This window comes from Micromonospora globbae, from assembly GCF_003610785.1.
GTDB classification, from domain to species: Bacteria; Actinomycetota; Actinomycetes; order Mycobacteriales; family Micromonosporaceae; genus Micromonospora; species Micromonospora globbae.
In genome coordinates, this window is record NZ_RAQQ01000019.1 from 54,441 (window position 1) to 78,940 (window position 24,500).

The following is a 24,500-nucleotide window of genomic DNA, read 5'->3' on the forward strand; positions in this document are numbered from 1 at the left end:
GGAGGCGGGAATGACCGAGGCGACCACATCGGCGGCGGCCGGGACGCGTACCGAGGAGGAGGTGCGCGAGTCGGTCACGGCGATCGTCACCGAACTGGCGCCGAACCCGGAGCAGATCGAGGGAGCGGGTGACTCGCGGCTGGTCGAGGACCTGGGGTTCCACTCCCTCGCCCTGCTGGAACTCGCGTTCACCCTGGAGGACGAGTTCGAGCTGCCGCCGATCGACGAGACCACCGCCCGCAAGATCGTCACCATCGACGCGGTCGTCGACCACGTGACGGGCATCCTGCGGGACCGCGGCGAGCTGGCCAGTTGACCGCGCGTACCGGGCTGGCCCCGGGCGCGGCGGCGCGGCACGGGCCCGCCGGCGGGGACGGCGAGCAGCAGCGGGCCAGGGCCCTGTCCCTGCGGCTGTTCCTCGCCATGCTCCACACCCAGGAACTGCTCTCCGGCTACCTGGGCGTCCGGCTGGGACTGTACGAGGCGCTGCACCGGGGCCCGGCCACCGTGGCCGACCTCTGCGCGCGCGCCGGGATCGACGCCCGGTACGCGCGCGAGTGGCTCGAACAGCAGGCCGTGGCCGGCTTCATCGAGGTGGACGACGTGGCGGCCCCGCCCGACCGCCGGGTCTACCGGCTGCCGCCGGGGCACGCCGAGGTGCTGCTGGCCTCGGACAGCCCGCTCTCGCTGGTGTCGCTCACGATGCTGCCGCTGGGCGGGGTGGCCGGGGCGTTGCCGGCGCTGCTCGAGGCGTACCGGACCGGCGCCGGCGTGCCGGACGAGGCGTACGGCGACGACTGGCGCGAGGGGCACGCCGGCGCCAACCGGGCGCTGTTCACCCACGCCCTGCCCGGCTGGCTGGCCACCGCGCTGCCGGAGATCCACGGCCGGCTCGCGGGCGGGCCGAGCCGGATCGCCGACGTCGGCTGCGGCGCCGGCTGGGCGGCGATCGCGTTGGCCCGGGCGTACCCGCACGCGCGGGTAGACGGCTACGACCTGGACGCGGCGACGCTCGCGGCGGCGACCGCGAACGCCGAGGCGGCCGGCGTGGCCGACCAGGTCCGCTTCCACCGGCGCGACGCCGCCGACCCGGAGCTGGCCGGCCGGTACGACCTGGTCTGCGTGTTCGACGCGTTGCACGAGATGAGCCAGCCGGTGCCGGTACTGCGCGCCTGCCGCCGGCTGCGCGCCGACGGGGGCGCGGTGCTGGTGCTCGACGCCAAGGTCGCGCACCGGTTCGTCGCCCCCGGCGACGAGATCGAGCGGTTCCAGTACGCCACCAGCGTGCTGCACTGCCTGCCGGCGTGCCTGGCCGGGCCGGACTCGGCCGGCACCGGAACGGCCCTGCGCCCGGCCATGGTCCGCGCGTTCGCCACGGAGGCCGGCTTCGCGGACGTGCAGATCGTGCCGGTGGACGACCGTTTCCACCGGCTCTACCACCTGACCGGCTAGGACGCCGGCACACGAGGAAGGGGCCGCCGGCGGGTGCCGGCGGCCCCTTCCGCTACGCGTCAGCCCGCCAGTTCGGCGCCGAGCGCCCGCTTGTCCACCTTGCCCACCCCGGTGTACGGCAGCGACGTGCGCAGCTCCAACCGGTCGGGCAGCTTGTAGCCGGCCAGCCCGCGGGTGGTGAGGAAGTCGCGCAGCTGCCCGAGCGTCGGGGCGTCCCCGCGCGGCACCACGACGGCGCAGGTCTTCTCCCCGAGCACCCGGTCGGGCACGGCGAGCACCGCGACCTCGCGGACCGCGGGGTGGGCGAGCAGGTGCTCCTCCACCTCGCCGGCGGGCACCTTCTCGCCACCCCGGTTGACGACCTCCTTGATCCGGCCCACCACGACCAGCTCGCCGGTCGGGGTCCAGCGGACCAGGTCGCCGGTGCGCAGGAAGCCGTCCGGGGTGAAGGTCCGGGCGTTGTACTCGGGCACCCGGTAGTAGCCGCGCAGGGTGGTGGGGCCCTGCACGGTCAGCTCGCCCACCTCGCCGGCGGGGACCTCCCGGCCGTCGTCGTCGACCACCCGGAACTCGTCGGCGGGCGACAGCGGACGGCCCTGGGTGTGCGCGGCGAGTTCCGGCGGGTCGTCCGGGCGCGTGCAGCACAGCGGGCCCTCGGCCATGCCGAAGAAGTGCGCGAGCCGGATCCCCAGCTCGCGGGTCGCCCGGGCGGCCACCTCCGGGCTGAGGTTGGCGCCGCCCACCTCGACGACCAGGCCGGACAGGTCGGCGCCGAGCACCGGCGCGAGGTCGGCCCACAGCGGCAGGAACGCCGGCATGAGGGTGGTCAGCGTGACCTTCTCCCGGGCGATCAGCCGGAACGCCTCGTCGGGGCTGGGGCTGCCGGCCAGCACGGCGGTGGCGCCGACGCGCAGCGCGCCGAGCACGCCCGGGCAGCCGAGCGCCGCGTTGTGGGCGACCGGCAGCGCGGCGAGGTACGTCCCGCCCGCGTCGAAGCCCATGGCGGCGGCGGTCGCCCGCAACTGGTACGCGTAGTCGTCGTGGGTGCGCGGGATCAGCTTCGGCAGGCCCGTCGACCCGCCGGAGAGCAGGAAGAACGCCACGTCGGACGGGTCCGGCGCGGGCAGCGCGACCGGTTCGGCGTCCACGGTCGACAGGGCGGTGAACTCGCCGGGGTCGCCGACGACGAACACCTCCCGCAGCGACGGCGTCTCGGCGCGGACGTCGGCGGCGAGCTTGCGCAGGTCGAACCCCTGCACCTGGTCGACGGTCACGTACGCGACGGCCTCGGTGTGTGCGCACAGGTGGCCGATCTCGGCGCGGCGGTGGGCCGGCAGCGCCAGCACCGGCAGGGCGCCCAGGCGGAACAGCGCCAGGCACACCACGACGAACTCGACACCGTTGGGCAGCTGGACCACCACGCGGTCGTGCCGGCCGATGCCGCGGGCCCGGAACCCGGCGGCCAGCCGGTCGGCGCGGCGGTCGAGGTCGCCGTAGGTGACCCGCTGGTCGGCGGCCACCAGGGCGGTGCGCCCCGGGTCCGTGCGCGCCCACTCCCGCCCCAGGTCGGAGAGCACCTCGCCGCGCCAGTAGCCCTCGGCCCGGTACCGCTCGGCCAGCTCCGGCGGCCAGCTCACACATCCGTCCAGCATGAACGCCTCCCGCGGCGACGGTGACAGCGACCCGCAACACAAGCTAGTGTGCAGATACGCGAGATACAAGACACGCGATAGTGGAGGCGGTTGATGCTGGCGGCGCGGCCCCGCACCGACCTCGGTGCCCTCATCCGGCTCACCGAACTGGCCGACTACACCGTGCCGTTCACCGTGCGCGCCGTCGCCGAGCTGGGGGTCGCCGACCAGCTCGTGGACGGTCCGCGGCCGGTGACCGAGCTGGCCGAGGCCACCGGCGCGCACGCACCGTCCCTGCTGCGGGCACTGCGGGCGCTGGCCGGCAAGGGCATCTTCACCGAAGTCGAACCCGAGGTGTTCGGGCTCACCCCGCTGGCCGAACCGCTGCGTACCGACCACCCGCTGTCGCTGCGCGACGCGTACCCGCTGCTGGCCGCCGACGTGCGTGCCTGGGCCGGGCTCGGGCGCAGCCTGCGCACCGGCGAGGCCGCCTTCCCCCGCACGCACGGAACCGACTACTGGTCGTACCTCGCCGCGCACCCGGCCGACAGCGTGGCCGTGGACCGGTGGATGTCGAGCCTGACCCGGCTGCACCTGCGTACCGTGCTGCCGGCCTGGCCCTGGGGACAGGCCCGGGAGGTGGTCGACGTGGGCGGCGGCGACGGCGCCTTCCTGGCCGGCCTGCTGCCCCGCTTCCCGGCGGTGCGCGGCACCCTGCTCGACCTGCCCCACGTGGTGGCCGCCGCGCCGGAACTGCTCGACCGGGCCGGCGTGGCCGACCGCTGCCGGATCGTGCCCGGCAGCTTCTTCGACCCGGTGCCGGCCGGCGCCGACCTTTACGTGCTCAAGACGATCCTGCCGGGGTGGGACGACGCCGAGGCCACGGCCATCCTGCGCCGGATCGCCGAGGCGATGCGCCCGCACAGCCGGCTCCTGCTGCTGGAGGCGATCATCCCGGCCGGCGACGTCTTCGACGTCGCCAAGCTCGTCGACGTGCACACCCTGGTGCTCACCGGCGGCCGGCACCGGACCCGCGACGAGCTGGTCGACCTGCTGGCCGACGCGGGGCTGCGCCTGGACCGGGTGGTCCCCACCCCCACGCTCACCGTGATCGCGGCCGGTCCCGCCGGGCCGGAGCTGACGTCCCGATAGGAGGTATCGATGGCCCCGACCCGACCCCGGATCGACATCGAGTCCGTGTTCCGACTGACCGAACTGGCCGACTACATCGTGCCGTTCACCGTGCGCGCCGTCGCCGAGCTGGGGGTCGCCGACCAGCTCGTGGACGGTCCGCGGCCGGTGACCGAGCTGGCCGAGGCCACCGGCGCGCACGCACCGTCCCTGCTGCGCGCGCTGCGGGCGCTGGCCGGCAAGGGCATCTTCACCGAAGTCGAACCCGAGGTGTTCGGGCTCACCCCGCTGGCCGAACCGCTGCGCACCGACCACCCGCTGTCGCTGCGCGACGCGTACCCGCTGCTCGAACCCGACATCGAGGCGTGGGCCCACTTCGACCACAGCATCCGCACCGGCCAGGCCGCCTTCGACCAGGTCCACCCGGAGGGCTACTGGTCCTACATGGCCGCCCACCCGCACGACAGCGCCCGCTTCGACGCCTCCCAGCAGGCGGCCACCCGGCTGGAGCTGCGGGCGGCGCTGCCCGCGTACCCGTGGGGCGAGCTGAGCACGATGGTCGACGTCGGCGGCGGCAACGGCGCGTTCCTCGGCGGGATCATGGCCCGGTTCCCGGGGTTGCGGGGCACCCTGTTCGACCTGCCGCACGTCGTGGCCGAGGCCGAGCCGGTGCTGCAGAAGCTCGGGGTGGCCGAGCGGTGCACGGTGACCGGCGGCAGCTTCTTCGAGACCGTCCCGCCCGGCGCGGACGCCTACATGCTCAAGCGCATCCTGTACGGCTGGAACGACGACGACGCCGTACGCCTGCTGACCGCCGTGCGGGCGGCCATGCGTCCGGACAGCCGGCTGCTGGTCCTGGAGCCGGTGGTCGAGCCCGGCGACCGGTTCGACGTCGGTCGCCTCTACGACCTGCTCCTGCTGGCCATGGTGGGCGGCGGCGCCCGTTCCCGGGAGCACATCGAGCGGCTCCTGGACGTCGCGGGCCTGCGGTTGGCCCGCAGCGTGCCCACCATGATGTTCCCCATCCTCGAGATCGTGACGAAGTCGGAGGCGTGAGCGATGCGACTGGTCGTGGACTTCTCCCGGTGCGAGAGCAACGCGGTGTGCGTGGGTCAGGCGCCCGAGGTGTTCGACGTCGGTGACGACGACCGGCTGCACGTCACCGAGCAGCCGCTGGAGGGTTCCCTGGCCGCCCGGGTCCGGGAGGCCGCGCGCCGCTGCCCCAAGCAGGCCCTCTCCGTCGTCGACGACTAGGGGACGACGGCCCCGAACGTGTCGGCAGGTGGCCGGGCGGACGTCCCGCCCGGCCACCTGCCCCGCTAGTCCCCGGCCAGCACCGTGAAGGTGAATCCAGTGCTCGTCGGTCGGCGCAGGGGGATGTCGCACTTGACCCGGCGCAGCGCCTCGTTCCTGCTGAGTCCGAGCCCCTGCGCGACGAGCCGATCCGGGCGCAGCGGCACCGGATCCGCGAAGACGACCGCCACCTGGACCGGCCACGCCGCGTCGAGACCGGCCGACGGGGCGTCCAGCCGCCAGGCCCCGGTCCAGTCCAGCGTGAAGTGGTGGCGCCGGGCGAGCAGCGGGTCCAACAGCGTGGACGCCACCAGGTCCGGGTCGTTGACGCCGTAGCCGTGGAGTTCGGCCGGATCGAAGGACCGGACCGGTGTCCGCTCGTGCACGGTGAGCTTGCTCGTCCGGTCGCAGGACACGCAGCGGACCAGCAGCCACACGTCCAGCAGCTTGCCGTTGGCGTTGACGCGGAACCTGCCCTCGCCGGTGGTGGCCGACTCCGACCGGCAGTCCACGCACCGCAACGACAGCAGAGGCAGCCTGGTCCGGCGGACGACCCAGGGCAGCACGGTATGGGGTGGTGAAGACATGACTCTCCAGACCTGATCTCTCGAAGACCCGACACGAGGCCGATTGCGCGACCTCGAACGCGGACCGGGCGCACGAGGGCAGCCCGGCGGAGCCGACGGGAGCGTCGGCTACCGGTGAGCGCGGAAAGGTGTCAGGTCTAGAGAGCAGGCGGGGTCACGCGGTGTCGTCCTCTGTCCTCACTGCGACGGGCCGCAGGCACGCTGCGGATCTGGGTCGCAGGCAAGCTACGGGACCGCGGTGGGACGGCTCAAACGGTTTACCGGCCGGAATCCCCGGCCTGCGACGTCGTGGCGGCGCGGATGGCCGACCAGACCCGCTCGGCGGTCAGCGGCATGTCGACGTGCCGCACGCCCAGGTGCCGGACGGCGTCGACGACCGCGTTCTGCACGGCGGGCGGCAACCCCACGGCTCCGGACTCGCCGAGCCCCTTGGCGCCGAGCGGGTTCACCGGTGTGGGCGTCTCCAGCGCCACCGTCTCGAAGGACGGCAGCTCGGCGGCGCCCACCATCGCGTACCGGTGCAGGTCGCCGTGCAGCGGCGTGCCGTCGGCGGCGAACCGGACCTCCTCGACGAGCGCCTGGCCGGCGCCCTGCGCCAGGCCGCCGTGCACCTGCCCCTCGGCCAGCATCGGGTTGAGCAGCACTCCCGCGTCGTCGACCGCCACCACCCGCAGCAGCGTCACCTGGCCGGTCTCGGTGTCGACCTCGACCACCGCGACGTGCGCGCCGTACGGGCAGGTCGCGGCGGACGGCTGGAAGGTGGCCTCCGCGAACAGCCCCTGGTCGGCCCCGCCGGCCTCGGCGTGGTCGGCGGTGTCGCCGGGGCTCCCGGCGGTGGTGTGCCGGCCGCCGGCGTCGACCGCCAGCTCGGCCCAGCCGGCGTCGCGGCCGCCCGCGGCGCGGAAGCGTCCCTCGGCGAACGCCACCTCCTCGACGGGCACGCCGAACCGGGCGGCCGCGGCCTCCCGGCCCCGGTCGACCAGGGCCAGGGCCGCCTCGCGGACGGCCATCCCGCCGGTCTGCAACGACCGGGACCCGCCCGTGCCGCCGCCCGCCGGGACCGTGCCGGTGTCGGAGTGCCGGACATCCACGTGGTCCAGCGGCAGCCCGAGCACGTCGGCCGCGATCATCGCCCAGGCGGTGACGTGTCCCTGCCCGTGCGGGCAGGTACCGGAGTGGACGGTGGCCCGGCCGTCGGCGCCGATCCGGACGGACGCGTACTCGCTGCGGGTGTCCGCGCCGGTGATCTCCACGAAGGTGGACAGTCCGATGCCCAGCTGGTGCACGTCGCCGCGTTCGCGCCGGGCCGCCTGCTCGGCGCGCAGCGCCGGATAGTCGGCCTCGGCGAGCGCCCGCTCCAGCGCCGCCGGGTAGTCGCCCGTGTCGTAGCGGGCGCGGGTGACCGTGGTGACGGGGAAGCTCTCCGGCGGCAGCAGGTTGCGCCGACGGACCTCGGCCGGGTCCATGCCGATCTCCGCGGCGAACAGGTCGACCATCCGCTCCAGCGCGGCCACCGCCTCCGGTTGGCCGGCCCCCCGGTACGACACCACGGGAGTGGTCGTCGTGGTCACGCTCGACGAGCTGAACCGGGCGCGGCCGATGGCGTACGGGCCGGTGAGCACGGTCCTGGTCCAGAACGGCAGGATCGCGCCGATGCGGGGGTACGCGCCCGCGTCCTGCACCACGTCCAGCGCGTACGACACGATCCGCCCGTCTCGGGTGCCGCCCAACTCGGCGCTCTGGTGCTGGGCCCGGCCGTGCCCGGCGGCGACCATGTTCTCGCTGCGCGTCTCGGCCCACCGCACCGGGCGCCCCAGCCGGCGCGCCGCCCAGGCCACGCAGACGTCCTCCCGGCTGGCGAACGCCTTGGACCCGAACGCCCCGCCCACGTCGCCGTTGACCACCCGCACGCGCTCCTCCGGCTCACCGAGGGCGGCGGCGAGCTGACCACGCCACAGGTGCACCGCCTGGCTGCCGGCCCGGTAGCACAGCCCGTCCGGCCCCCACTCGGCCTGCCCGGCGCGGGCCTCCAGCGGGCACGGCGCGACCCGGGGGTTGACCATCCGCTGCCGGACCACCACCTCGGCGCCCTCGTGCACGTCGGCCCGCCCGGCGGGGCGGCGGAAGGCGAGCTTGAGCACCAGGTTGGTGCCGGCCTCGGGGTGCAGCACCAGCTCGTCGGTGAGCGCCCGGTGGACGTCGACCAGGGGCGGCAGCGGTTCGATGTCCAGGTCGACGAGGGCGGCGGCGTCCACCGCCTCGGCCCGGCTGGTCGCCAGCACCGCGGCGACCGGTTCGCCGACGAACCGCACCACGCCGTCGGCGAGCACCGGCGTGGTCATCTTCTGGTTGAGCACGCCCGCCTCGGGCGGCAGCGGCGGCAGGTCCACGTCCGCCGCGGTGAGCACGGCGACCACGCCCGGCGCCCGCCGGGCGGCGTCGGTGTCCACGCGGCGCAGCCGGCCGTGGGCGAGCGGGGAGCGGACGAACACCAGCTCCAGGCATCCGGGCAGCGGGACGTCGTCGACGTACCGGCCTCCGGTGGTGAGCAGTGCCCGGTCCTCGGTGCGCCGGACCGGTCGGCCAATCAGTGACATCTGCGACTCCTCGTTGCGCCCGAGGCCGGGTCAGGCCGGGGTCACGGCCAGGGGGATCGACGCGTACGACCGGAAGAGGGCGCTGGGCTCGCGGACGGGCGCGGCGGCGAGGTCGACGGTGGCGAACCGGCGGGCGAGCCGCTCGAAGATCACCGCACCCTCGACCCGGGCCAGCGCGGCGCCGAGGCACCCGCGTACGCCGCCGCCGAAGCCCACGTGCGGGTTCGGCCGGCGGCCGATGTCGATGCGGTCCGGGTCGGCGAAGACGTCCTCGTCGCGGTTGGCGCAGCCGAGCAGGAGGAAGACCGACCGGCCGGGCCGGATCACCCGGTCGCCGACGGGGATCGGCTCCAGCGCCAGCCGTGCCGTGTACTGGATCGGGGCGTCGTACCGGACGAACTCCTCGGCCGCGGTGCCCGACAGCGACGGGTCCGCGCGCAGCCGGCGCCACTCGTCGGGGTTCCGCGCCAGGGCGACGCTGCCCGTGCAGACCATGTTCATGGTGGTCTCGTAGCCGGTGAAGCAGAGGAAGACGATGTTGTCGACGACCTCCTCGACGCCCTCGGCCGGGTCGGCCACCGCGAGCATCCGGTCGAGCAGGTCGCCGTCCGGGTCGGGGCGGTGGCCGTCCAGCAGGTCGCGGACGTAGCCGCGCAGCCAGACCAGTGCGTCCACCGCGGCCCGGTCGGTCTCGGGCAGGAACGGGGTGAAGGCCCGACCCAGCGCCGCCGAGCGGGGCCACACCTCGGCCCGCGTCCGCGCCGCCGGCAGGCCGATGAGCTCGCACACCACCGTCGCGGCGACGGGGAAGGCCAGGTCGGCGACGGCGTCGAGGCGCCCGGTGTCCAGCGCGGGCGTGAGCAGCTCGTCCACGAGCGCGCCGATCCGGGCGGCCGTGCGCCGGGCCACGCCGGGGCTGAAGGCCCGCACCATCTGCTGGTGCAGCCGGCTGTGGTCGTCGGGGTCGCGGGTCGGGATGATCCGCCGGAACACCTCCTGGGAGAGGTCCCGCGCCATCCGGAACTGCGGGTCGTCCTCGGGGAAGGTGTTGCTGAGCCGGCGGTCGCGCAGCAGCGCGGCCACGTCCCGGTGCCGGGTCACCCCCCAACTCGCCGGGCCGAACCGGCACAGCGGCCCGGCCGCCCGCACCCGCGCGTAGGTCGGGTACGGGTCATCGACCACCTCGGGGGAAAGGGGGTCCATCCGGGCCGGCAGCACACGTCCGGCGGTCATCCGGTCACCTCCACGGCCACCGGGACGCTGGCGTACGACCGCAGCGTCCCGCCGGTCTGCCGGCGCGCGGGCCCGCCGGGGGCGAGGGTGGGGAAGCGGCGCAGCAGCGTCTCGACGGTCACCTGCGCCTCCACGCGCGCCAGGTACGCGCCGAGGCAGTGGTGGATGCCGCCGCCGAAGGACAGGTGCGGGTTCGGGTCCCGGGTGACGTCGAGCCGGTCCGGCTCGGCGAACTGCTCCGGGTCGTGGTTGGCGCTGCCCAGCAGCAGGATGAGCACCCGGCCGGCGCGGATCGTCCGGTCGCCGATGTCGAGGTCCTCGCGGACCAGCCGGGCGACGCCCTGGATGGGGGCGTCGTAGCGGAGGAACTCCTCGACGGCGCGCGGCACGAGCGTCGGGTCGGTGCGCAGCAGGGCCATCTGGTCGGGGTGGTCGAGCAGGGCCGCGATGCCGGTGGCGATCAGGTTCGTCGTGGTCTCGAAGCCGGCGAAGAAGGCGAAGACGGCGTTGTCCACGATCTCGTCGGGGCCGAGCACGGCGCCGTCGTCGTCGGTGGCCGCGAGCATCCGCGAGAGCAGGTCGTCGCCGGGCTCGGCGCGGCGCCGGTCGAGGATCTCGCCGAGGTAGCCGCGCAGCCACTCGACGGCCCGGTCGGCGGCCGGCCGGTCCTCGTCGGGCACGATCGCCGCGAACGCCTTGCTGAGGTCCAGCGCGTACGGGCGGATGCGGTCGTGGTCGGCCGGTGGGATGCCCATGAGCGCGCACACCACCATCACCGGCAGTGGAAAGGCGAGATCCGAGACCGCGTCGAACCGTCCGGTACGCGCCGCCGGGGCGAGCAGCTCGGTGACCATCGACTCGATCGTCGGGCGGAGCCGGCGTACCAGGGCCGGGCTGAACGCCTTGGCCATGAGCCGGCGCAGCCGGCCGTGCTCGGGCGGGTCGCGGTAGAGGATGATCCGGCCGAAGAACGCGCCCGCGGGGCCGTCGCCGGCCGACATGCGGTGGTAGTCCGGTGGGAACTCGCTGCCCAGGCGGGGATCGCGGACCAGGCGGGAGACGTCGGCGTACCGGGTGACGCCCCAGCTGCCGGGCCCCATCCGGCACAGCGGGCCGGCCTCGCGCAGCGCGCGGTAGGTGGGGTAGGGGTCGGCGACCACGGCGGGGTCGCGGGCGTCGAATCTCGGCGGCATGCCGGTACGGGCCGAGGTCATGCCCGCCAGTATGAGCAACCGAAGATACGAGAAACAAGTACTTCCGAGATACGCGAAACACTACTAGGCTTTCGAGCCATGACCGAGACCGTGGTGAGCGCTGACCCCCGGATCATCGCCATGGAGCTGCTGATGAAGGCCCCCGCCACCGTCAGCAGCCCCTACCCGCACTACCACGCGCTGCGGGCCGCCGCACCGAAGTACCGGATGGAGCAACCCGGCCAGGGCGTGGGATGGGTGCTCACCACGTACGACGAGTGCCGCGCCGCCCTGCGCAGCCCCTCCCTGGACAAGTCGGCCCAGCGCCCCCGCATGGGTGACTTCCGCGGCCGCGAGGGCGCCCGCACCCTGCTCTTCCTCGACGGGCCCGAGCACACCCGGCTGCGCGGCCTGGTGAGCCGCGTCTTCACCCCCCGGCGCGTCGAGACCCTCCGGCCCCGGCTGACCGCGTTCGTCGACAGCCTGCTCGACGAGGTGACCCGCCAGGTCGGGCCCCGCGGCGGCGAGATCGACCTCGTCGGCGCGTTCGGCTTCCCGCTGCCGGTCATGGTGATCGGCGAGCTCGTCGGCGTGCCGCCGGAGGACTGGCCGCTGCTGCGCCGGCTGACCCGGGCCGCGTCCGGCGGCCTGGAGATCTTCGCGCCCGAGGAGGTGCTGAAGGCCTCCGACCAGGCGCTCGGCGAGATGGAGGAGTACTTCGCCGACCTGGTCCGCAAGCGCCGGGAGGAGCCCCGCGACGACCTCGCCACGGCGCTCGGCCAGGTCGAGGTGGACGGCGACAAGCTCTCGGTCGACGAGCTCATCCAGGTCATCGTGCTGCTCTTCGGCGCCGGCTTCCAGACCATGACCGACCTGATCGGGCTCGGCACGTACGCGCTGTGCCGCAACCCCGACCAGATGCAGCGGCTGCGTGAGCAGCCCGAGCTGACCCGCTCCGCCATCGAGGAGCTGCTGCGCTACGACTCCCCGGTGCACGTGCTGGGCCGTGCCGCGTTCGAGGACACGACCTTCCTCGACGGCACCCCGCTCGCCGCCGGCGAGCACGTCATCACGCTGATCGGCGCCGCCAACCGTGACCCGGCCCGCTACGCCGACCCGGACGTGCTCGACATCGCCCGGTTCGCCGGGCCCGAACCGCCCGAGACGCCGCTGTCGTTCGCCTGGGGGCCGCACCACTGCCTGGGCGCGCAGCTCGCCCGGGCGGAGGGGCAGATCGCCTTCCGCCGGCTGGTCGACCGGTTCTCCGTCGTCGAGCTGGCCGACCCGGACATCGACGAGATCGACCTGGAGTGGCGGCACAGCAGCACCTTCCGGGGCCTGGAGGAGCTGCGCCTGCGGCTCGTGCCGGCCTGAGCACCACGAACCACGCGCGGACCAGGAGGGGGAGAACGTGCCGGAGGCGGTGATCGTCGAGGCGGTCCGCACCCCGATCGGCCGGCGGAACGGGGCGCTGTCCGGCCTCAAGGCCGTGGAGCTGCTGCGGCACGTCCAGGTCGAGGTGATCCGCCGGGCCGGCATCGAACCCGGCGAGGTGGACCAGATCATCGGCGGCTGCGTCACCCAGGTGGGCGAGCAGAGCCTGAACGTCACCCGCAACGCCTGGCTCAACAGCGGACTGGACTACGAGGTCGCGGCGACCACGGTGGACACCTCGTGCGGCTCCGCCCAGCAGGCCAACCACCTCGTCGCCGCGCTCATCGCCGCCGGCGCCATCGACGTGGGCATCGCCTGCGGGGTCGAGTCGATGAGCCGGGTGCCCGTCGGCACCAACCTCTACCAGGGGCCCGGCCACTACAAGACCCCCGACTACCCGTACGACGACCCGCCCAAGGCGCAGTTCGGCGGCGCCGAGCGGATCGCGGCGCGGCAGGGGCTGACCCGCGCCGACGTCGACGCCTACGGGCTGCGCTCGCAGCAGCGGGCGGCCCAGGCCCGCGACGAGGGCCGGTTCGACCGCGAGATCAGCCCCGTGCCGCTGCCCGACGGCACCGTGGTGAGCGCCGACGAGGGCATCCGGGAGACCACCCTCGACGGGCTGGCCGCCCTGCGGCCGGTGCTCCCCGACGGCATCCACACCGCCGGCACCACCTCGCAGATCTCCGACGGCGCGGCGGCGGTGCTGTGGATGTCCCGGGAACGCGCCGCCGCCCACGGACTGCGGCCCCGGGCCCGGCTGGCCCACCAGGTCGTCACCGGCGCCGACCCCTACTACCTGCTCGACGGGCCCACCGTGGCCACCCGCAAGCTGCTCAAGCGGGCCGGGATGAGCCTCGCCGACGTCGACCTCGTCGAGGTCAACGAGGCGTTCGCCGCGGTCGTGCTCTCCTGGGCCGCGCACCACGACGCCGACCTGGACCGCGTGAACGTCAACGGCGGCGCGATCTCCCTGGGGCACCCGCTCGGCAGCAGCGGCACCCGGCTGCTGGTGACGGCGCTGCACGAGCTGGAACGACGCGACGCGGAGACGGCCCTGGTCACCATGTGCTGCGGCGGCTCGCTCGGCACGGCCTCCCTGCTGGTGCGGGAGTAGGCGGGCATGGACACCGACCTGCGTACCGCGCCGGCCACGGCGCCCGCCGACGCGCCGGACGCCGCGGCCTTCTACGCCGAGGCGCGCCACGACCTGCCCGGGCCCCTGCACGGCGTGCGGGTCCTCGACGTCACGAAGGTCTGGTCCGGCCCGGTGGCGAGCTGCGTCCTGGCCGACCTCGGCGCCGACGTGCTGCGCGTGGAGATGCCGGGCAACCGCGAGGGCCTCATGCCGCCGGAGATCCCCGGCACCGGGCTGTCCTGGTTCCGGCAGAGCGTGCACCGCAACAAGCGCAGCATCGGGCTGGACCTGCGCCGCCCCGGCGCGGCCGAGGTGTTCCTCCGGCTCGTCGCCACGGCCGACGTGGTGGTGGAGAACTACAAGCCGGGCACGTTGGACGCGTGGGGCGTCGGATACCGGGCCTGCCGTGCCGTCCGGCCCGACGTCGTGATGGTCTCGATCTCCGGCTACGGCCAGTACGGCCCGGACGCCGGACGCCCCGGGTACGACCCGACGACCCAGGCGGCCGCCGGCTGGATGGCGCTCAACGGCGAGCCCGACGGGGCCCCGCTGAAGGCGCCCACCTTCCTCGCCGACGACCTCGCCGGCCTGCACGCGGTGATCGGCGCGCTGGCCGCGCTGCGCCACCGCGACCGCACCGGGGAGGGGCAGCACGTCGACGTGAGCATGCTGGACTCCCTGCTCTTCTCCAGCAACGGCTACCTCACCCTCGGCGCGACGGGGGTGCCCCTGCGCCGCTGGGGCGACCAGGCGGACTTCGTGGTGCCGGCCGGCTGCTTCCGCTGCGCGGACGGGCACGTCTACGTGGCCGTCGCCCTCGACCGCTCCTGGCGGCGGCTCGCCGAGGTGGTCGGCCGGCCCGAGCTGGCGCGGGCGCCGGGGTACGCGACCAACGAGGAGCGCCGCGACAACCGGGCCGCGGTCAACGCCGTCCTCGCCGGCTGGTGCGCCGACCGGACCTGCGCCGAGGTGGTCGCCACCCTCGACGCCAACGGGATCACCGCCGAGCGGGTGCGCACCTTCGCCGAGGCCGCGGCCGACCCGCAGGTCCGCGCCCGGGCCATGGTGCAGGAGACGGTGCTGGCCAACGGCACCACCGCGCCGCTGACCGGCCCCGCCGTCAAGTTCTCCCGGACGCCGACGGCGGTGCGCACCGGCGCCCCCGAACCGGGCGCGGACACCGAACGGATCCTCGACGAACTGGGCGTCGACGCGCCCACCCGGGCCCGACTGCGCGCGGATCGGGCGATCGGATGACCGGAGGTGGCATGGACACGGCAGGCGACGCGCCGCGCTGCGCGCTGGTGACCGGGGTATCCCGCGGGATCGGCCGGGCGGTCGCGCTGCGGCTGGCGGCCGAGGGGTACGCCGTCGCGGGGTGCTACACCACGCCGAGCGAGGCGGCCGACAAGACCCGGGCGGAGGTCGAGGCGCACGGGGTGCGGACCTGGTTCGCGCCCTGCGACGTCACCGACGCCGCCGCGGTGGACGGCTTCGTCTCCGCCGCCGAGGAACACCTCGGGCCGCTCACCGCGCTGGTCAACAACGCCGGCATCACCCGCGACCGGCCGATGGTGCTCATGGGGCCGGACGAGTGGCACGACGTCATCGCCACCAACCTCACCGGCACCTGGCACACCTGCCGGACCGTCGCGTTCCGCTTCCTCAAACGCCGCCGCGGCGCCATCGTCAACCTGTCCTCCGTCGCCGGGGTCACCGGCAACGCCGGGCAGACCAACTACGCGGCCAGCAAGGCCGGCATCATCGGGCTCAGCCGGTCCCTGGCCAAGGAGGTCGCCCGGTACGGCGTACGGGTCAACGTGGTGGCCCCCGGGTTCGTCGAGACCGACATGACCGGCGTGCTCTCACCCCGGCAGCGCGACCAGGCGCTGGGGCAGATCCCGCTCGGCCGGTTCGGCGAGCCGGCCGACGTGGCCGAACTGGTGGCGTTCCTCCTGTCCGACCGGGCCGGCTACATCACCGGCCAGGTGATCCGGGTGGACGGGGGGATGGTGCTGTGACCGCCCCGCCCACCTTCCGCGCCGGGACCGACCCGGCGCAGACGTACGCCGCCGCGGCGGCGCCGCTGCAGGCCGTCGAATGGGTCGAGGTCGGCGCCGGCCCGCGCGGCGGGATCACCCTGCGCGCCGGCGTGACGGTCGACCCGGCCGACGTCTACCTGGGCGGGCACTTCCCGCAGCTCACCGTCTACCCGGGCGTATTCACCCTGGAGACGCTCCGGCAGGCCGTGACCGCCGCCGTGGGCTGCTGCGCCGGCCGGCTGCCGGACCTGCACCGGTTGCGCTCCGCCCGGTTCCTCGCCCCGCTGCTCGCCGGCGACACGCTCACCGTCACGGCGTCGCTCGGCCCGGTCGCCGACGACCAGTCCTTCGAGGTCACCGCGGAGTGCGTACGCGGCGACGGGGTGCGGGCGGCGACGGTGCGGGCGGTGTTCCGCTGGCCGGCGCCGGAAGGGGGCGTGTGATGAGGCTGGAGCACGCCGAGCTGCGGGCCCTGCTGCCGCACCGGTACCCGATGCTGCTGCTCGACCGGGTCGAGGCCGTCGAGCCCGGGGTGAGCCTGGAGGCGGTCAAGACGGTCACCGGCTGCGAGCCGTGCTACCGGGGGATCGCCGAGGGCGAGCCCGCCGACCGGTACGCCTACCCGGCCTCGCTGCTGATCGAGTCCTTCGGTCAGGGCGCCGCGGTGCTGTGGCTGCTGTCCCGGCGACCGGGCACGGCGGGGCTGCCGATGTTCACCGCGGCCCGCGAGTGCGTCCTGCTGCGCCCGGCGTACCCGGGCGACGTGATCCGGCACCGGGTCCGGCTGGACCAGGTCGTCGACGGGGCCGCGTTCGCCTCGGGATCCAGCTGGATCGGGGACGACAAGGTGGCGGAGTTCGGCTCGATGATGGCGGTCGTCCGACCGGTCGACGCCATCGCCCGAGCCTCGTGATGAGAGGGAAGAGGGGACCGCGATGAGTGAACACGACCAGCACATGGCGGAGCTGCGGGAGATCGTGGCCGAGGTGCTCGAGGTGGAGCCCGAGGAGGTGGCCGACACCGCGGACTTCGTCGAGGAGTACGAGGCGGACTCGTTGCGGGCGATCGAGATCCTGGCCCGGATCGAGAAGAAGTACAAGGTGGAGATCCCGCAGGCCGAGCTGAACGAGATGCGCAGCCTCAAGGCCGTGCACGAGGTGGTGGCGCGGTACGCCGGCTGGCAGGACTGACATGAACCGGGTAGTCGTCACGGGGCTCGGCCCGGTCTCGGGCATCGGCATCGGCGTGGACGAGTTCACCGCCGGGCTGCGGTCCGGGCGGTCGGCCGCCGCGCCGATCCGCAGCTTCGACGCGACCGGCTTCCCGCACCGGTACGCGGGCGAGGTGCCCGCGTTCCGGCCGGAGGCGGTGCTGCGCCGGCTGCGGATCGCCGACTGGGGCCGTTCGGCGCTGTTCGCCGCGGCGGCCGCCCGGCTGGCCGTGACGGACGCGGGCCTGCCGCTGCCGGCCGCGGATCCGGGGCGGACCGGCGCGGTCATCGGCACCACGAGCGGCGAGTCGACAGTGGTGGAGCAGCTCGTGGCCGAGCTCGTCGACGGCGGCTACCCGGCCATGTCCGCCGAGGCGCTGCGCCAGGCGCCGGCCGAGCGGCTGGCGTACGCGGTGAGCGCGGAACTGGGGCTCGCCGGCGAGTCCGTCACGCTCGCCACCGCCTGCTCGGCCAGCAACTACGCCATCGGGTACGCGTACGACCTGCTCTGCAGCGGGGAGGCGGACGTGATGGTGGCCGGCGGCGCGGACTCGGTGTGCCGGTGGGCGCACGCGGGCTTCTTCCGCCTCGGCGCGCTGACCGAACGGCAGTGCCGCCCGTTCGACCGGGACCGCTCCGGCATCCTCACCGGGGAGGGCGGGGCGGCGTTGGTGCTGGAGACCCTTGACCACGCGCGCGCCCGGGGCGCCCGCATCTACGCCGAGGTGCTCGGCTACGGCGTCAACTGCGACGCCCACCACATGGTCGCGCCGAATGAGGACAGCGTGGCGGCCTGCATGCGGCTGGCCCAGGAGAACGCCGGGGTCAAGCCGGCGGACGTGGACTACATCAGCACGCACGGCACGGGTACCCCGGCCAACGACCTGTGCGAGGCGCGGGCCATCCGGGCCGTCTTCGGCGACCACGTGCCACCGGTCAGCTCGATCAAGTCGATGCTCGGCCACACGATGGGGGCGGCGAGCGGCTTCGGCGCGATCGCCACCACCCTCGCGATCCGGCACGGGTTCCTGCCACCGACCATCAACTGGGCCAACCCCGATCCCGAGCTGTCCTGGATCGATCCGGTGCCGAACACGGCCCGCCCGGCCACCGTGCGGGTGGCTCAGAACAACGGGTTCGCCTTCGGTGGCAACAACGCCATCACGATCTTCGGAGCGATCCGGTGACCGGCGTGGTGACCGGCTGCGGGGTGCTCTCCGCCGCCGGGGACTCGGTCACCGACCTGCTCGCCGCGGTTCGCGCCGGCAGCCTGGTGGGCACCGACGTCCGGGGACGCTTCGAGGAGCCGCTGCCGGCGGCCGAGGCGCCGGCGATCGCCGACTTCGACGTACGGCGGCTGCTCGGCCGCAAGGGCACCAGCTTCCTGGATCGGGCCACCGCGCTGGCGATGGTGGCCTGCGGGCGGGCGCTGGCCGACGGCGGGCTGACCGTGGACGACGACAACCGCCGCCGCGTCGGCGTGGTGCTGGGCACCACCACCGGCAGCCTGAGGTCCACCATGGACTTCTCCCGCGACACGCTCGTGCAGGAGAAGCCGTACCTGGTCAACCCGGTGCTGTTCCCCAACACGGTGATGAACTGCGCGAGCGGCCAGGCGGCCATCCGGTACGGGCTGCGCGGTGTGAACGCCACCCTGGCCGGCGGTCCGCTCGGGTTCCTGTACGCGCTGCGCTACGCGCTCAACGCCATCCGCCGCGGGTACGCCGACGCGCTGCTGGTCGGCGGGGTCGAGGAGTACACACCGAACACGGCATGGGCCGCGGACCTGACCGGTGACGGCCCCGCCGGCGAGGCGGCCGCCGTCTACCTGCTGCGCCGCCCGGACGCCGCCGCGGCAGGGACGCCGCGCGCGGAGGTGCTCGCCGTGGCCACCGGCTTCCACCCCGACGACCCGGCCGAGGGACTGGCCGGCTGTGCCCGACGCGCGCTGGCCACCGCGCACGTCCGGGCCGGCGACGTCTGGGCGGTCGCCGGCGGCGACCCGGACCCGGACACGCTGCGGGGCGTCGTGCCCGCCGCCGTCGAGCGGCTGCCGGTGCGACCGGCCCTCGGGGACTGCCAGGCCGCGACGGGCGCGCTCGCGCTGGGCGCCCTGCTCGGCCGGTACGCCGAGGACCCGGCCCCGCACGGGCGGCCCGCGCTGATCACGGGACGGTCCCGCGACGGCGGCGTCGCCGTGGCCGTGGTGAGGGGGTGGCGGCGTGCCGGCGACCATCACGGCTAGCGCGGTCCGCACCTGCTTCGGCGACGGTCCGGCCACCTGGGCGGCGCTGCTGCGGGGCGACTGCGGTGTCGCGCCCCTGGAGCGGGCGACGGCGGAGCAGGTCGGCGTCGGGTCCGGCTACCCGATCGCCGACGGCGGGCCGTTCCGGCCGAGCCGGTGGCTCGCCGACTGCGTGCGGGAGGCGTTGGCGGCAGCCGGCGTCGATCCGCGCCGGCAGCGGGTCGTGAGCCTCGTCGGCACCGGTCTGCGGGAGTCCGCGGAGGTGGAGCGGGCCGCCCTGGCCGGCGTCGTGGACTTCCCCGCCGAGCGGCTGCACTTCGGCGGCGCGGTCGCCGCGGCGGCCCCCGGGGTGGAGCGGGTCGTCACGCTGGCCAACGCGTGCAGCGCCGGCGGGCACGCCCTCGCGCTCGCCCAGGACCTCGTGGAGACGGGCGACGCGGACGCCGTCCTGGTCGGCGGCACCGACGGCAGCACCGCCTCCATGCTCGCCATGATCGGCCGGGTCGCGAGCCGGCCCACCGAGCGGGTGCGGCCCTTCGACGCCGACCGCGCCGGGGTGCTGCTCGGCGACGGCGCGGCCGTCCTGGTGGTGGAGCGGGAGCGGGGCGACGGGGGCCTGGCGCGGCTGCTGGCCACGGGGCTGTCCTGCGACGCCGGCCACGAGACGGCACCGGACCCCGAGGGCATCCTGCGGGCCGTCCGGGACGCGCACGAGCGCGCCGGCCGCCGCCCCGACCAGATCGACCTCGTGCTGGCGCACGGCACCGGCACGGCGCTCAACGACGCGACCGAGGCGCACGTGCTGGCCGAGGTCTTCGCCGGCTGCGCGCCCGGCCCGCTGGTCACCGCCGTCAAGGGCGCCGTCGGGCACACCTCGGGCGGATCGGCGCTGCTCAGCGTCGCCGTCGCCGTCGAGGCCCTGCGTACCGGCCAGGTGCCGCCGATCGCCGGGCTGGCCCGGCCGGCGCCCGAGGCGGCCGGGCTGCGGCTGGTACGCGGCGAGGCCGTCCGGGCCGACCCGCGGGTCGCGCAGGTCGACGCGTTCGGCTTCGGCGGCCTCAACGCGGTCACCCTGCTGGAGGCCGTCCGATGACCACGCTCCGCCACGTCGCCACGCCCCACCCGGCCGCCACAGCCGGCCTCGGGCCGCGTGCGGCGGCGGGCGAGCCGGTGGCGGCCGTGCTCGCCGCGGCGCTGCACCTGCCCGGCGTCGACGCGCTGCCGGCCGACCTTCCCGGCGCGCGGGCGGCGACCGTCGAGGAGCCCGCCTGCCCGCCCGAGCGGGCCGCCGACCTGCTGGGCCGCAAGGGCCTGCTGGCGAAGGAGCCCGCCACCCGGCTGGCGCTCTGCGCCGTGCACCGGGCGCTCGGCCTGCCGGCGAAGGCGCCCCGCCGCACCGGGCCGGCGGACCCGCGTACCGCCGTGGTGGTCAGCTCCAACCTCGGCAACGTCGCCACCGTGGGCGACATCGCCCGCCGGCTGCGCGACGGCGGCCCGCGGGAGGTCGGGCCGTTGGAGGCGCCCAACGCGTCCAGCAACGTCATCGCCGGTGCGGTCGCCATCTGGTTCCGGTTCGGCGGGCCCAACCTCACCGTCTGCTCCGGCGCCACGGCCGGGCTGGACGCGATCTGGCTGGCCGGCCTGCTGCTGCGGATTGGCCGCGCCGACCGGGTCGTGGTGGTGGGCACCGAGCCGGACGACGCGCAGGCCCGGGCCCTGCACGCGGCCCGGCGCGGTCGCGCGGACAGGCGGCCCCTGCGCGCCGGCGCCGCCTGCCTCCTGCTCGGCCCGGTCGACGGGCCGGGCGAGCCGCTGGGTCTGCTCGGGCCGGTCCGCGCGGTCGGCGCCGACGGTGCCTCCCCGGCCGCCCCGGGGTCCGCCGACGACACCGTGCCCGGGTCGGTCGACGGTGACGTGCCGGGGTCGGTCGACGGTGACGTGCCGGGGTCGGTCGACGGCGCTGTGCCCGGGTCGGTCGACGGCGTGCCGCCGGCCGCCCCGCGCCTGGTCGACGACGCCGTCCTGCCCGGCGACCACTACGGCGCGGCCGGGGTCGTGCACACGGCGGTGGCGCTGCGGCTCCTCGCCGGGACGCCCGCCGTCCGGGTCCGCTGCGGTGACCCGGCCGACGGGTTCCGCGAACTCACGGTGACGGGGGCGGCACGATGACCGGCACCCCACCCCCGGCCCCCGTGCACCCGGTCGCGGGCCGCGCGGCCGGCGCGCCGACCGTCCTGCTCGTGCACGGCATGTCCGACACCTGGCGCAGTTGGGGTCCGCTGGCGGCGCTGCTGCCCACCGGCTGGCGGTCGGTCGCCGCCGAACTGCCGTGGAAGGCCGGCACCGACCACGGGTGGCGGCGGCGGGGCACCCCGGGAGCCTGGCTCGCGGCGACCGTCCGTGCCATGGCCGAGCCGCCCGACGTCGTGGTGGGGCACTCGCTCGGCGCGAACGCGGTGCTGGAGATGATCGCCACCGAACCGGACGTCACACCCCGCGGCGCCATGCTGATCGCACCCTTCTACTGCCCGCCCGACCTGCCGGTCACCTGGGCGGTGCACGAGCGGGCACAGGCGAACTTCGTGCAGATCATCGACGAGGGGCTGCGCAACCGACTCGGCGAGCGCCTGGCCGGGTTGGACGCCGAGACGCTCGCGTCCATGCGGGACATCATGGTGGACCGCATCGGCCCGGTCGGTTTCACCACGCTGTTCGACCACTTCACAGCCACCGCCGGCCTGCCGCTGCACGCCGTCACCGTGCCGACCATGGTGCTCACCGGCGGCCGGGACCCGAGCCTCGACGGCCCCCGGGCGACGGCCCTGCGGGCCCAGATGCCCGACGCGCACGTCGTCGTCGAGCCCGAGTTCCACCACTTCTGTCATCTCGACCAGGCGACCGAGGTGGCCCGGCACGTCGCGGGCTTCGTCGAGAAGGTCTGCCCGGATTCCGTGATCCGAGGAGGTACGCCGTGACCACGGCGGTCCAGAACGCATCCGTGACCCTGTCGGCCCGACCCGGGTTCGAGGGGGCGAACATCCGCACCTGGATCGGGTTCAAGCACTTCGCCTACCTGGTCGAGCAGGGTGTCCTGCAGTGGTTCCGGGAGCGCGGGTACGGCCCGGGCCGGCTCTACCACGAGCACGGCGTGGGACTGTCCGTCCGGGACTGCTCGCTGCTGCTGCCCGCCGTGCTCGACGTGGACGACGAGGTGACCGTCACCGTGACTCCCGGCGCGGGTGGCCGCTTCGCCGTCCGGCTCGGCGTCCGGCGCGGCGACGACCCGGGAAGCGGCGAGGTCACCGCCTGCCGCTCCCGCGTACGCGTCGCCCTGGTCCGTGAGCCGGAGGCGCCCGGCTCGGCGCCGGTGCCGTCCGAGCTGGCCGGTCTCGTGGAGGAGCCGGGCGGCGGCGAGGTGGGCGTACCGGCCGGCGACGACCCGGCGGAGACGCTGCGCGCCGCGGGCGCCGGTTTCGTCTGGCCCTGGCGGGTGCCCTACTTCTACTGCCAGTACTCCGAGCGCATGCAGCACTCCGGCTACGTGCGTGTGCTGGAGGAGGTGGTCGACCGGTACCTCGCCGACCGGGGCGTGTCGGTGGGACGGATGCTGCGCGAACGCGGCTGGATCCCCGTGGTCTCCCGAGCCCGGATCGAGGTGCGGGGCGACGCCCGGCTGGAGGAGCCCATGTGGGTCACCTTCACCGTCACCGACCTGCTGAAGGACGTCACGTACGACGCGCGGATGGACTGCCACGTCGTCCGCGACGGGCGCCTGGTCCGGGTCGCGACCGCCACCATCCTGCACGGGTACGCGGTCAGCCGCGGCACCGAGGCCGGCCGGCTGGCCACCCTCGACCCGGACACCGCCGCCGCCATCACGGCCGGAGGTCGCTGATGGCCGCCCGCAAGCCCCGGCTGTACTTCTCCTTCCGCAGCCCGTACAGCTGGCTGGCCGTGGAGCGGCTCACCCGCGCCCTGGGCCGGCCGCACGAGGTGCTGGAGTTCATCCCGTACTGGGATCCGGACGCCCGCACCGAGGCGGCGCTGACGGCCCGCGGCGGAGCCTTCCACTACGTGCAGATGAGCAAGCCCAAGCACCTCTACCTGCTCCAGGACGCCAAGCGGCTGGCGCGGCGCCTGGACGTGCCGATGCGCTGGCCGATCGACGTGGACCCCTGGTGGGAGCTGCCCCACCTGGGCTTCCTCGCCGCCCGCGAGCACGGCGCGGGGGAGGCGTTCTACCGGGAGGTGATCGCGGCCCGCTGGCAGCGGGGCGAGGACGTCTGCACCCCGGAGGTGCTCACCGGCGTCGCCGAACGGGCCGGGGTGGACCCCGCGGTAATACTCGGCGCGGTCGACGACGAGGCGGTCCGGGCCGCCGGGGTGGACTGCCTGATGCGGGCGTACGAGGAGGACATCTTCGGCATCCCGTACCTGCGGCTCGGGCCGCACCGCTTCTGGGGCGTCGACCGGGTCGACGACTTCCTCGCGGCGTACGCCGGGACGGGCACGCCGGTCCCGGTCCCCGAGCCGGTGCCGGCCGGCGTCGGCTACGACACCGACACGGGAGGCGGCTGTGGCTGAGCGACGCGACCCGGACCAGGAGCGGGCGTACCGCCGCCGGCAGCTGGTCCTCACGCTGCGGGCCTTCGCGCTGGCCGGCTTCGACGAGGGCGCCGGCGGCCACGTCACCGCCCGCGACCCGATCGAACCGGACACCTTCTGGATCAACCCGTTCGGCCGGCACTTCGGCCACGTGCGGGACGACGACCTGCTCCGGGTCGACCACGCCGGCGAGGTGGTCAGCGGTTCCGGCCGGATCAACCCCGCCGGGTACGCCATCCACTCGGCCATCCACAAGGCCCGCCCCGACGTGGTGGCCGCCGCGCACACCCACTCCATCCACGGGAGGGCGTTCTCCGCGCTGGGCCGGCCGCTCGCCCCGATCACCCAGGACGCGTGCGCGTTCTTCGAGGACCACGCGGTGTACGACGAGTACGGCGGGGTGGTGCTCGACGGCGCGGAGGGGGACCGGATCGCCGCGACCCTGGGCACCGGCAAGGCCGTGATCCTCCGCAACCACGGGCTGCTCACCGTGGGCGGGTCAGTCGCCGAGGCCGCCTGGTGGTTCCTCGCCATGGACCGCTGCTGCCAGGTGCAGCTGCTCGCCCAGGCCGCCGGTGAGCTGGTGCCGATCCCCGACGCCGCGGCCCGCGCGGCCCGCGCCGACATCGGCACCCCGCAGATCGCCCGGTTGAACTTCCGGCCGGTCGCCGAGCACGTCCTGGCGGTCAGCACCGACCTGACCTCCTGA

The 24,500-nt window shown here is 75.1% G+C and carries 25 protein-coding genes; 20 read left to right on the forward strand and 5 right to left on the reverse strand.

Annotation, left to right across the window (positions count from 1 at the left end):
* Nucleotides 1–10 precede the first annotated feature (10 nt).
* Both D7I43_RS23710 and D7I43_RS23715 read left to right on the forward strand, forming a co-directional pair.
* Nucleotides 11–316, forward strand: a complete 306-nt coding sequence (locus D7I43_RS23710) for an acyl carrier protein (RefSeq protein WP_120330764.1) — start codon at nt 11–13, stop codon at nt 314–316.
* Entirely contained in the window at nt 313–1,452 is a 1,140-nt protein-coding gene (locus D7I43_RS23715; protein WP_240033112.1) for a methyltransferase domain-containing protein, read from the forward strand. Before D7I43_RS23710 ends, D7I43_RS23715 begins: the two co-directional genes overlap by 4 nt.
* Before the next feature lie 59 nt (nt 1,453–1,511).
* Here D7I43_RS23715 and D7I43_RS23720 read toward each other — a convergent pair whose 3' ends face one another.
* Complete coding sequence (locus D7I43_RS23720) at nt 1,512–3,104, reverse strand: (2,3-dihydroxybenzoyl)adenylate synthase (protein WP_120330765.1); 1,593 nt, start codon at nt 3,102–3,104, stop codon at nt 1,512–1,514.
* Between the two features lie 93 nt (nt 3,105–3,197).
* Between D7I43_RS23720 and D7I43_RS23725 the strand changes: the two genes are divergently transcribed.
* From D7I43_RS23725 to D7I43_RS23735, 3 genes are read left to right on the forward strand one after another with little or no spacing between them, the layout of a single operon-like run.
* Nucleotides 3,198–4,235, forward strand: a complete 1,038-nt coding sequence (locus D7I43_RS23725) for a methyltransferase (RefSeq protein WP_192902251.1) — start codon at nt 3,198–3,200, stop codon at nt 4,233–4,235.
* Nucleotides 4,236–4,244: 9 nt separating this feature from the next.
* The gene (locus D7I43_RS23730; protein WP_120330766.1) at nt 4,245–5,270 is read left to right on the forward strand and encodes a methyltransferase; all 1,026 of its coding nucleotides are present in this window, start codon (nt 4,245–4,247) and stop codon (nt 5,268–5,270) included.
* Between the two features lie 3 nt (nt 5,271–5,273).
* Nucleotides 5,274–5,468, forward strand: a complete 195-nt coding sequence (locus tag D7I43_RS23735; protein ID WP_120330767.1) for a ferredoxin — start codon at nt 5,274–5,276, stop codon at nt 5,466–5,468.
* 65 nt (nt 5,469–5,533) lie between these two features.
* On the opposite strand, the gene D7I43_RS23740 is transcribed toward D7I43_RS23735, so the two are convergent.
* From D7I43_RS23740 to D7I43_RS23755, 4 genes are all read right to left on the reverse strand, one after another.
* On the reverse strand, nt 5,534–6,094 hold the full coding sequence (locus tag D7I43_RS23740; RefSeq protein WP_120330768.1) for a DUF1062 domain-containing protein: 561 nt from the start codon (nt 6,092–6,094) through the stop codon (nt 5,534–5,536).
* 257 nt (nt 6,095–6,351) lie between these two features.
* Nucleotides 6,352–8,691, reverse strand: a complete 2,340-nt coding sequence (locus D7I43_RS23745) for a xanthine dehydrogenase family protein molybdopterin-binding subunit (RefSeq protein WP_120330769.1) — start codon at nt 8,689–8,691, stop codon at nt 6,352–6,354.
* Between the two features lie 30 nt (nt 8,692–8,721).
* Nucleotides 8,722–9,924, reverse strand: coding sequence for a cytochrome P450 (locus tag D7I43_RS23750; RefSeq protein ID WP_120330770.1), 1,203 nt, complete (start codon nt 9,922–9,924; stop codon nt 8,722–8,724).
* Entirely contained in the window at nt 9,921–11,138 is a 1,218-nt protein-coding gene (locus D7I43_RS23755; RefSeq protein ID WP_120330771.1) for a cytochrome P450, read from the reverse strand. The genes D7I43_RS23750 and D7I43_RS23755 overlap by 4 nt, the downstream gene beginning before the upstream one ends.
* Nucleotides 11,139–11,216: 78 nt before the next feature.
* On the opposite strand from D7I43_RS23755, the gene D7I43_RS23760 reads away from it, so the two are divergent.
* Genes D7I43_RS23760 through D7I43_RS23830 form a run of 15 tightly spaced genes read left to right on the forward strand, consistent with a single transcriptional unit; the run spans nt 11,217 to nt 24,500 of the window.
* Nucleotides 11,217–12,491 carry a cytochrome P450 gene (locus D7I43_RS23760; protein ID WP_120330772.1) on the forward strand — a complete coding sequence of 425 codons (1,275 nt, stop codon included), beginning with the start codon at nt 11,217–11,219 and terminating at the stop codon, nt 12,489–12,491.
* Nucleotides 12,492–12,528: 37 nt separating this feature from the next.
* Complete coding sequence (locus tag D7I43_RS23765; protein ID WP_120330773.1) at nt 12,529–13,668, forward strand: steroid 3-ketoacyl-CoA thiolase; 1,140 nt, start codon at nt 12,529–12,531, stop codon at nt 13,666–13,668.
* Nucleotides 13,669–13,674: 6 nt separating this feature from the next.
* A complete protein-coding gene (locus D7I43_RS23770) occupies nt 13,675–14,946 on the forward strand; it encodes a CaiB/BaiF CoA transferase family protein (protein WP_240033113.1) in 1,272 nt (423 codons plus the stop codon).
* Between the two features lie 11 nt (nt 14,947–14,957).
* Nucleotides 14,958–15,710: a 3-oxoacyl-[acyl-carrier-protein] reductase gene (gene fabG, locus D7I43_RS23775; RefSeq protein ID WP_120330774.1), complete on the forward strand. Its 753-nt coding sequence runs from the start codon at nt 14,958–14,960 to the stop codon at nt 15,708–15,710.
* On the forward strand, nt 15,707–16,174 hold the full coding sequence (locus D7I43_RS23780; protein WP_120330775.1) for an ApeI family dehydratase: 468 nt from the start codon (nt 15,707–15,709) through the stop codon (nt 16,172–16,174). Before fabG ends, D7I43_RS23780 begins: the two co-directional genes overlap by 4 nt.
* A complete protein-coding gene (locus D7I43_RS23785; RefSeq protein ID WP_120330776.1) occupies nt 16,174–16,644 on the forward strand; it encodes a 3-hydroxyacyl-ACP dehydratase FabZ family protein in 471 nt (156 codons plus the stop codon). The genes D7I43_RS23780 and D7I43_RS23785 overlap by 1 nt, the downstream gene beginning before the upstream one ends.
* Before the next feature lie 22 nt (nt 16,645–16,666).
* Nucleotides 16,667–16,921, forward strand: a complete 255-nt coding sequence (locus D7I43_RS23790) for an acyl carrier protein (RefSeq protein ID WP_120330777.1) — start codon at nt 16,667–16,669, stop codon at nt 16,919–16,921.
* 1 nt (nt 16,922) lies between these two features.
* Nucleotides 16,923–18,128 carry a beta-ketoacyl-[acyl-carrier-protein] synthase family protein gene (locus D7I43_RS23795; RefSeq protein ID WP_120330778.1) on the forward strand — a complete coding sequence of 402 codons (1,206 nt, stop codon included), beginning with the start codon at nt 16,923–16,925 and terminating at the stop codon, nt 18,126–18,128.
* Nucleotides 18,125–19,186, forward strand: coding sequence for a beta-ketoacyl synthase N-terminal-like domain-containing protein (locus D7I43_RS23800; protein ID WP_120330779.1), 1,062 nt, complete (start codon nt 18,125–18,127; stop codon nt 19,184–19,186). The genes D7I43_RS23795 and D7I43_RS23800 overlap by 4 nt, the downstream gene beginning before the upstream one ends.
* Nucleotides 19,164–20,279: a beta-ketoacyl synthase N-terminal-like domain-containing protein gene (locus D7I43_RS23805; protein ID WP_120330780.1), complete on the forward strand. Its 1,116-nt coding sequence runs from the start codon at nt 19,164–19,166 to the stop codon at nt 20,277–20,279. Before D7I43_RS23800 ends, D7I43_RS23805 begins: the two co-directional genes overlap by 23 nt.
* Nucleotides 20,276–21,355, forward strand: coding sequence for a beta-ketoacyl synthase N-terminal-like domain-containing protein (locus tag D7I43_RS33750; RefSeq protein ID WP_240033114.1), 1,080 nt, complete (start codon nt 20,276–20,278; stop codon nt 21,353–21,355). Before D7I43_RS23805 ends, D7I43_RS33750 begins: the two co-directional genes overlap by 4 nt.
* A complete protein-coding gene (locus D7I43_RS23815) occupies nt 21,352–22,161 on the forward strand; it encodes an alpha/beta fold hydrolase (RefSeq protein ID WP_120330781.1) in 810 nt (269 codons plus the stop codon). The genes D7I43_RS33750 and D7I43_RS23815 overlap by 4 nt, the downstream gene beginning before the upstream one ends.
* Nucleotides 22,158–23,081: an acyl-CoA thioesterase gene (locus tag D7I43_RS23820; protein WP_120330782.1), complete on the forward strand. Its 924-nt coding sequence runs from the start codon at nt 22,158–22,160 to the stop codon at nt 23,079–23,081. Before D7I43_RS23815 ends, D7I43_RS23820 begins: the two co-directional genes overlap by 4 nt.
* Nucleotides 23,081–23,770: a 2-hydroxychromene-2-carboxylate isomerase gene (locus D7I43_RS23825; RefSeq protein WP_120330783.1), complete on the forward strand. Its 690-nt coding sequence runs from the start codon at nt 23,081–23,083 to the stop codon at nt 23,768–23,770. Before D7I43_RS23820 ends, D7I43_RS23825 begins: the two co-directional genes overlap by 1 nt.
* Nucleotides 23,763–24,500: a class II aldolase/adducin family protein gene (locus D7I43_RS23830; RefSeq protein WP_120330784.1), complete on the forward strand. Its 738-nt coding sequence runs from the start codon at nt 23,763–23,765 to the stop codon at nt 24,498–24,500. Before D7I43_RS23825 ends, D7I43_RS23830 begins: the two co-directional genes overlap by 8 nt.

Excerpts from the sequence above, each read along its gene's own strand:
- D7I43_RS23760 (WP_120330772.1), top strand. The coding sequence starts at position 11,217 with ATGACCGAGACCGTGGTGAGCGCTGACCCCCGGATCATCGCCATGGAG.
- D7I43_RS23725 (WP_192902251.1), top strand. The coding sequence starts at position 3,198 with ATGCTGGCGGCGCGGCCCCGCACCGACCTCGGTGCCCTCATCCGGCTC.
- D7I43_RS23710 (WP_120330764.1), top strand. The coding sequence starts at position 11 with ATGACCGAGGCGACCACATCGGCGGCGGCCGGGACGCGTACCGAGGAG.
- D7I43_RS23750 (WP_120330770.1), bottom strand. The coding sequence starts at position 9,924 with ATGACCGCCGGACGTGTGCTGCCGGCCCGGATGGACCCCCTTTCCCCC.
- D7I43_RS23795 (WP_120330778.1), top strand. The coding sequence starts at position 16,923 with ATGAACCGGGTAGTCGTCACGGGGCTCGGCCCGGTCTCGGGCATCGGC.
- D7I43_RS23790 (WP_120330777.1), top strand. The coding sequence starts at position 16,667 with ATGAGTGAACACGACCAGCACATGGCGGAGCTGCGGGAGATCGTGGCC.
- D7I43_RS23720 (WP_120330765.1), bottom strand. The coding sequence starts at position 3,104 with ATGCTGGACGGATGTGTGAGCTGGCCGCCGGAGCTGGCCGAGCGGTAC.
- D7I43_RS23745 (WP_120330769.1), bottom strand. The coding sequence starts at position 8,691 with ATGTCACTGATTGGCCGACCGGTCCGGCGCACCGAGGACCGGGCACTG.
- D7I43_RS23770 (WP_240033113.1), top strand. The coding sequence starts at position 13,675 with ATGGACACCGACCTGCGTACCGCGCCGGCCACGGCGCCCGCCGACGCG.
- D7I43_RS23740 (WP_120330768.1), bottom strand. The coding sequence starts at position 6,094 with ATGTCTTCACCACCCCATACCGTGCTGCCCTGGGTCGTCCGCCGGACC.
- D7I43_RS33750 (WP_240033114.1), top strand. The coding sequence starts at position 20,276 with ATGACCACGCTCCGCCACGTCGCCACGCCCCACCCGGCCGCCACAGCC.
- fabG (WP_120330774.1), top strand. The coding sequence starts at position 14,958 with ATGGACACGGCAGGCGACGCGCCGCGCTGCGCGCTGGTGACCGGGGTA.
- D7I43_RS23735 (WP_120330767.1), top strand. The coding sequence starts at position 5,274 with ATGCGACTGGTCGTGGACTTCTCCCGGTGCGAGAGCAACGCGGTGTGC.
- D7I43_RS23730 (WP_120330766.1), top strand. The coding sequence starts at position 4,245 with ATGGCCCCGACCCGACCCCGGATCGACATCGAGTCCGTGTTCCGACTG.
- D7I43_RS23825 (WP_120330783.1), top strand. The coding sequence starts at position 23,081 with ATGGCCGCCCGCAAGCCCCGGCTGTACTTCTCCTTCCGCAGCCCGTAC.
- D7I43_RS23755 (WP_120330771.1), bottom strand. The coding sequence starts at position 11,138 with ATGACCTCGGCCCGTACCGGCATGCCGCCGAGATTCGACGCCCGCGAC.
- D7I43_RS23785 (WP_120330776.1), top strand. The coding sequence starts at position 16,174 with ATGAGGCTGGAGCACGCCGAGCTGCGGGCCCTGCTGCCGCACCGGTAC.
- D7I43_RS23815 (WP_120330781.1), top strand. The coding sequence starts at position 21,352 with ATGACCGGCACCCCACCCCCGGCCCCCGTGCACCCGGTCGCGGGCCGC.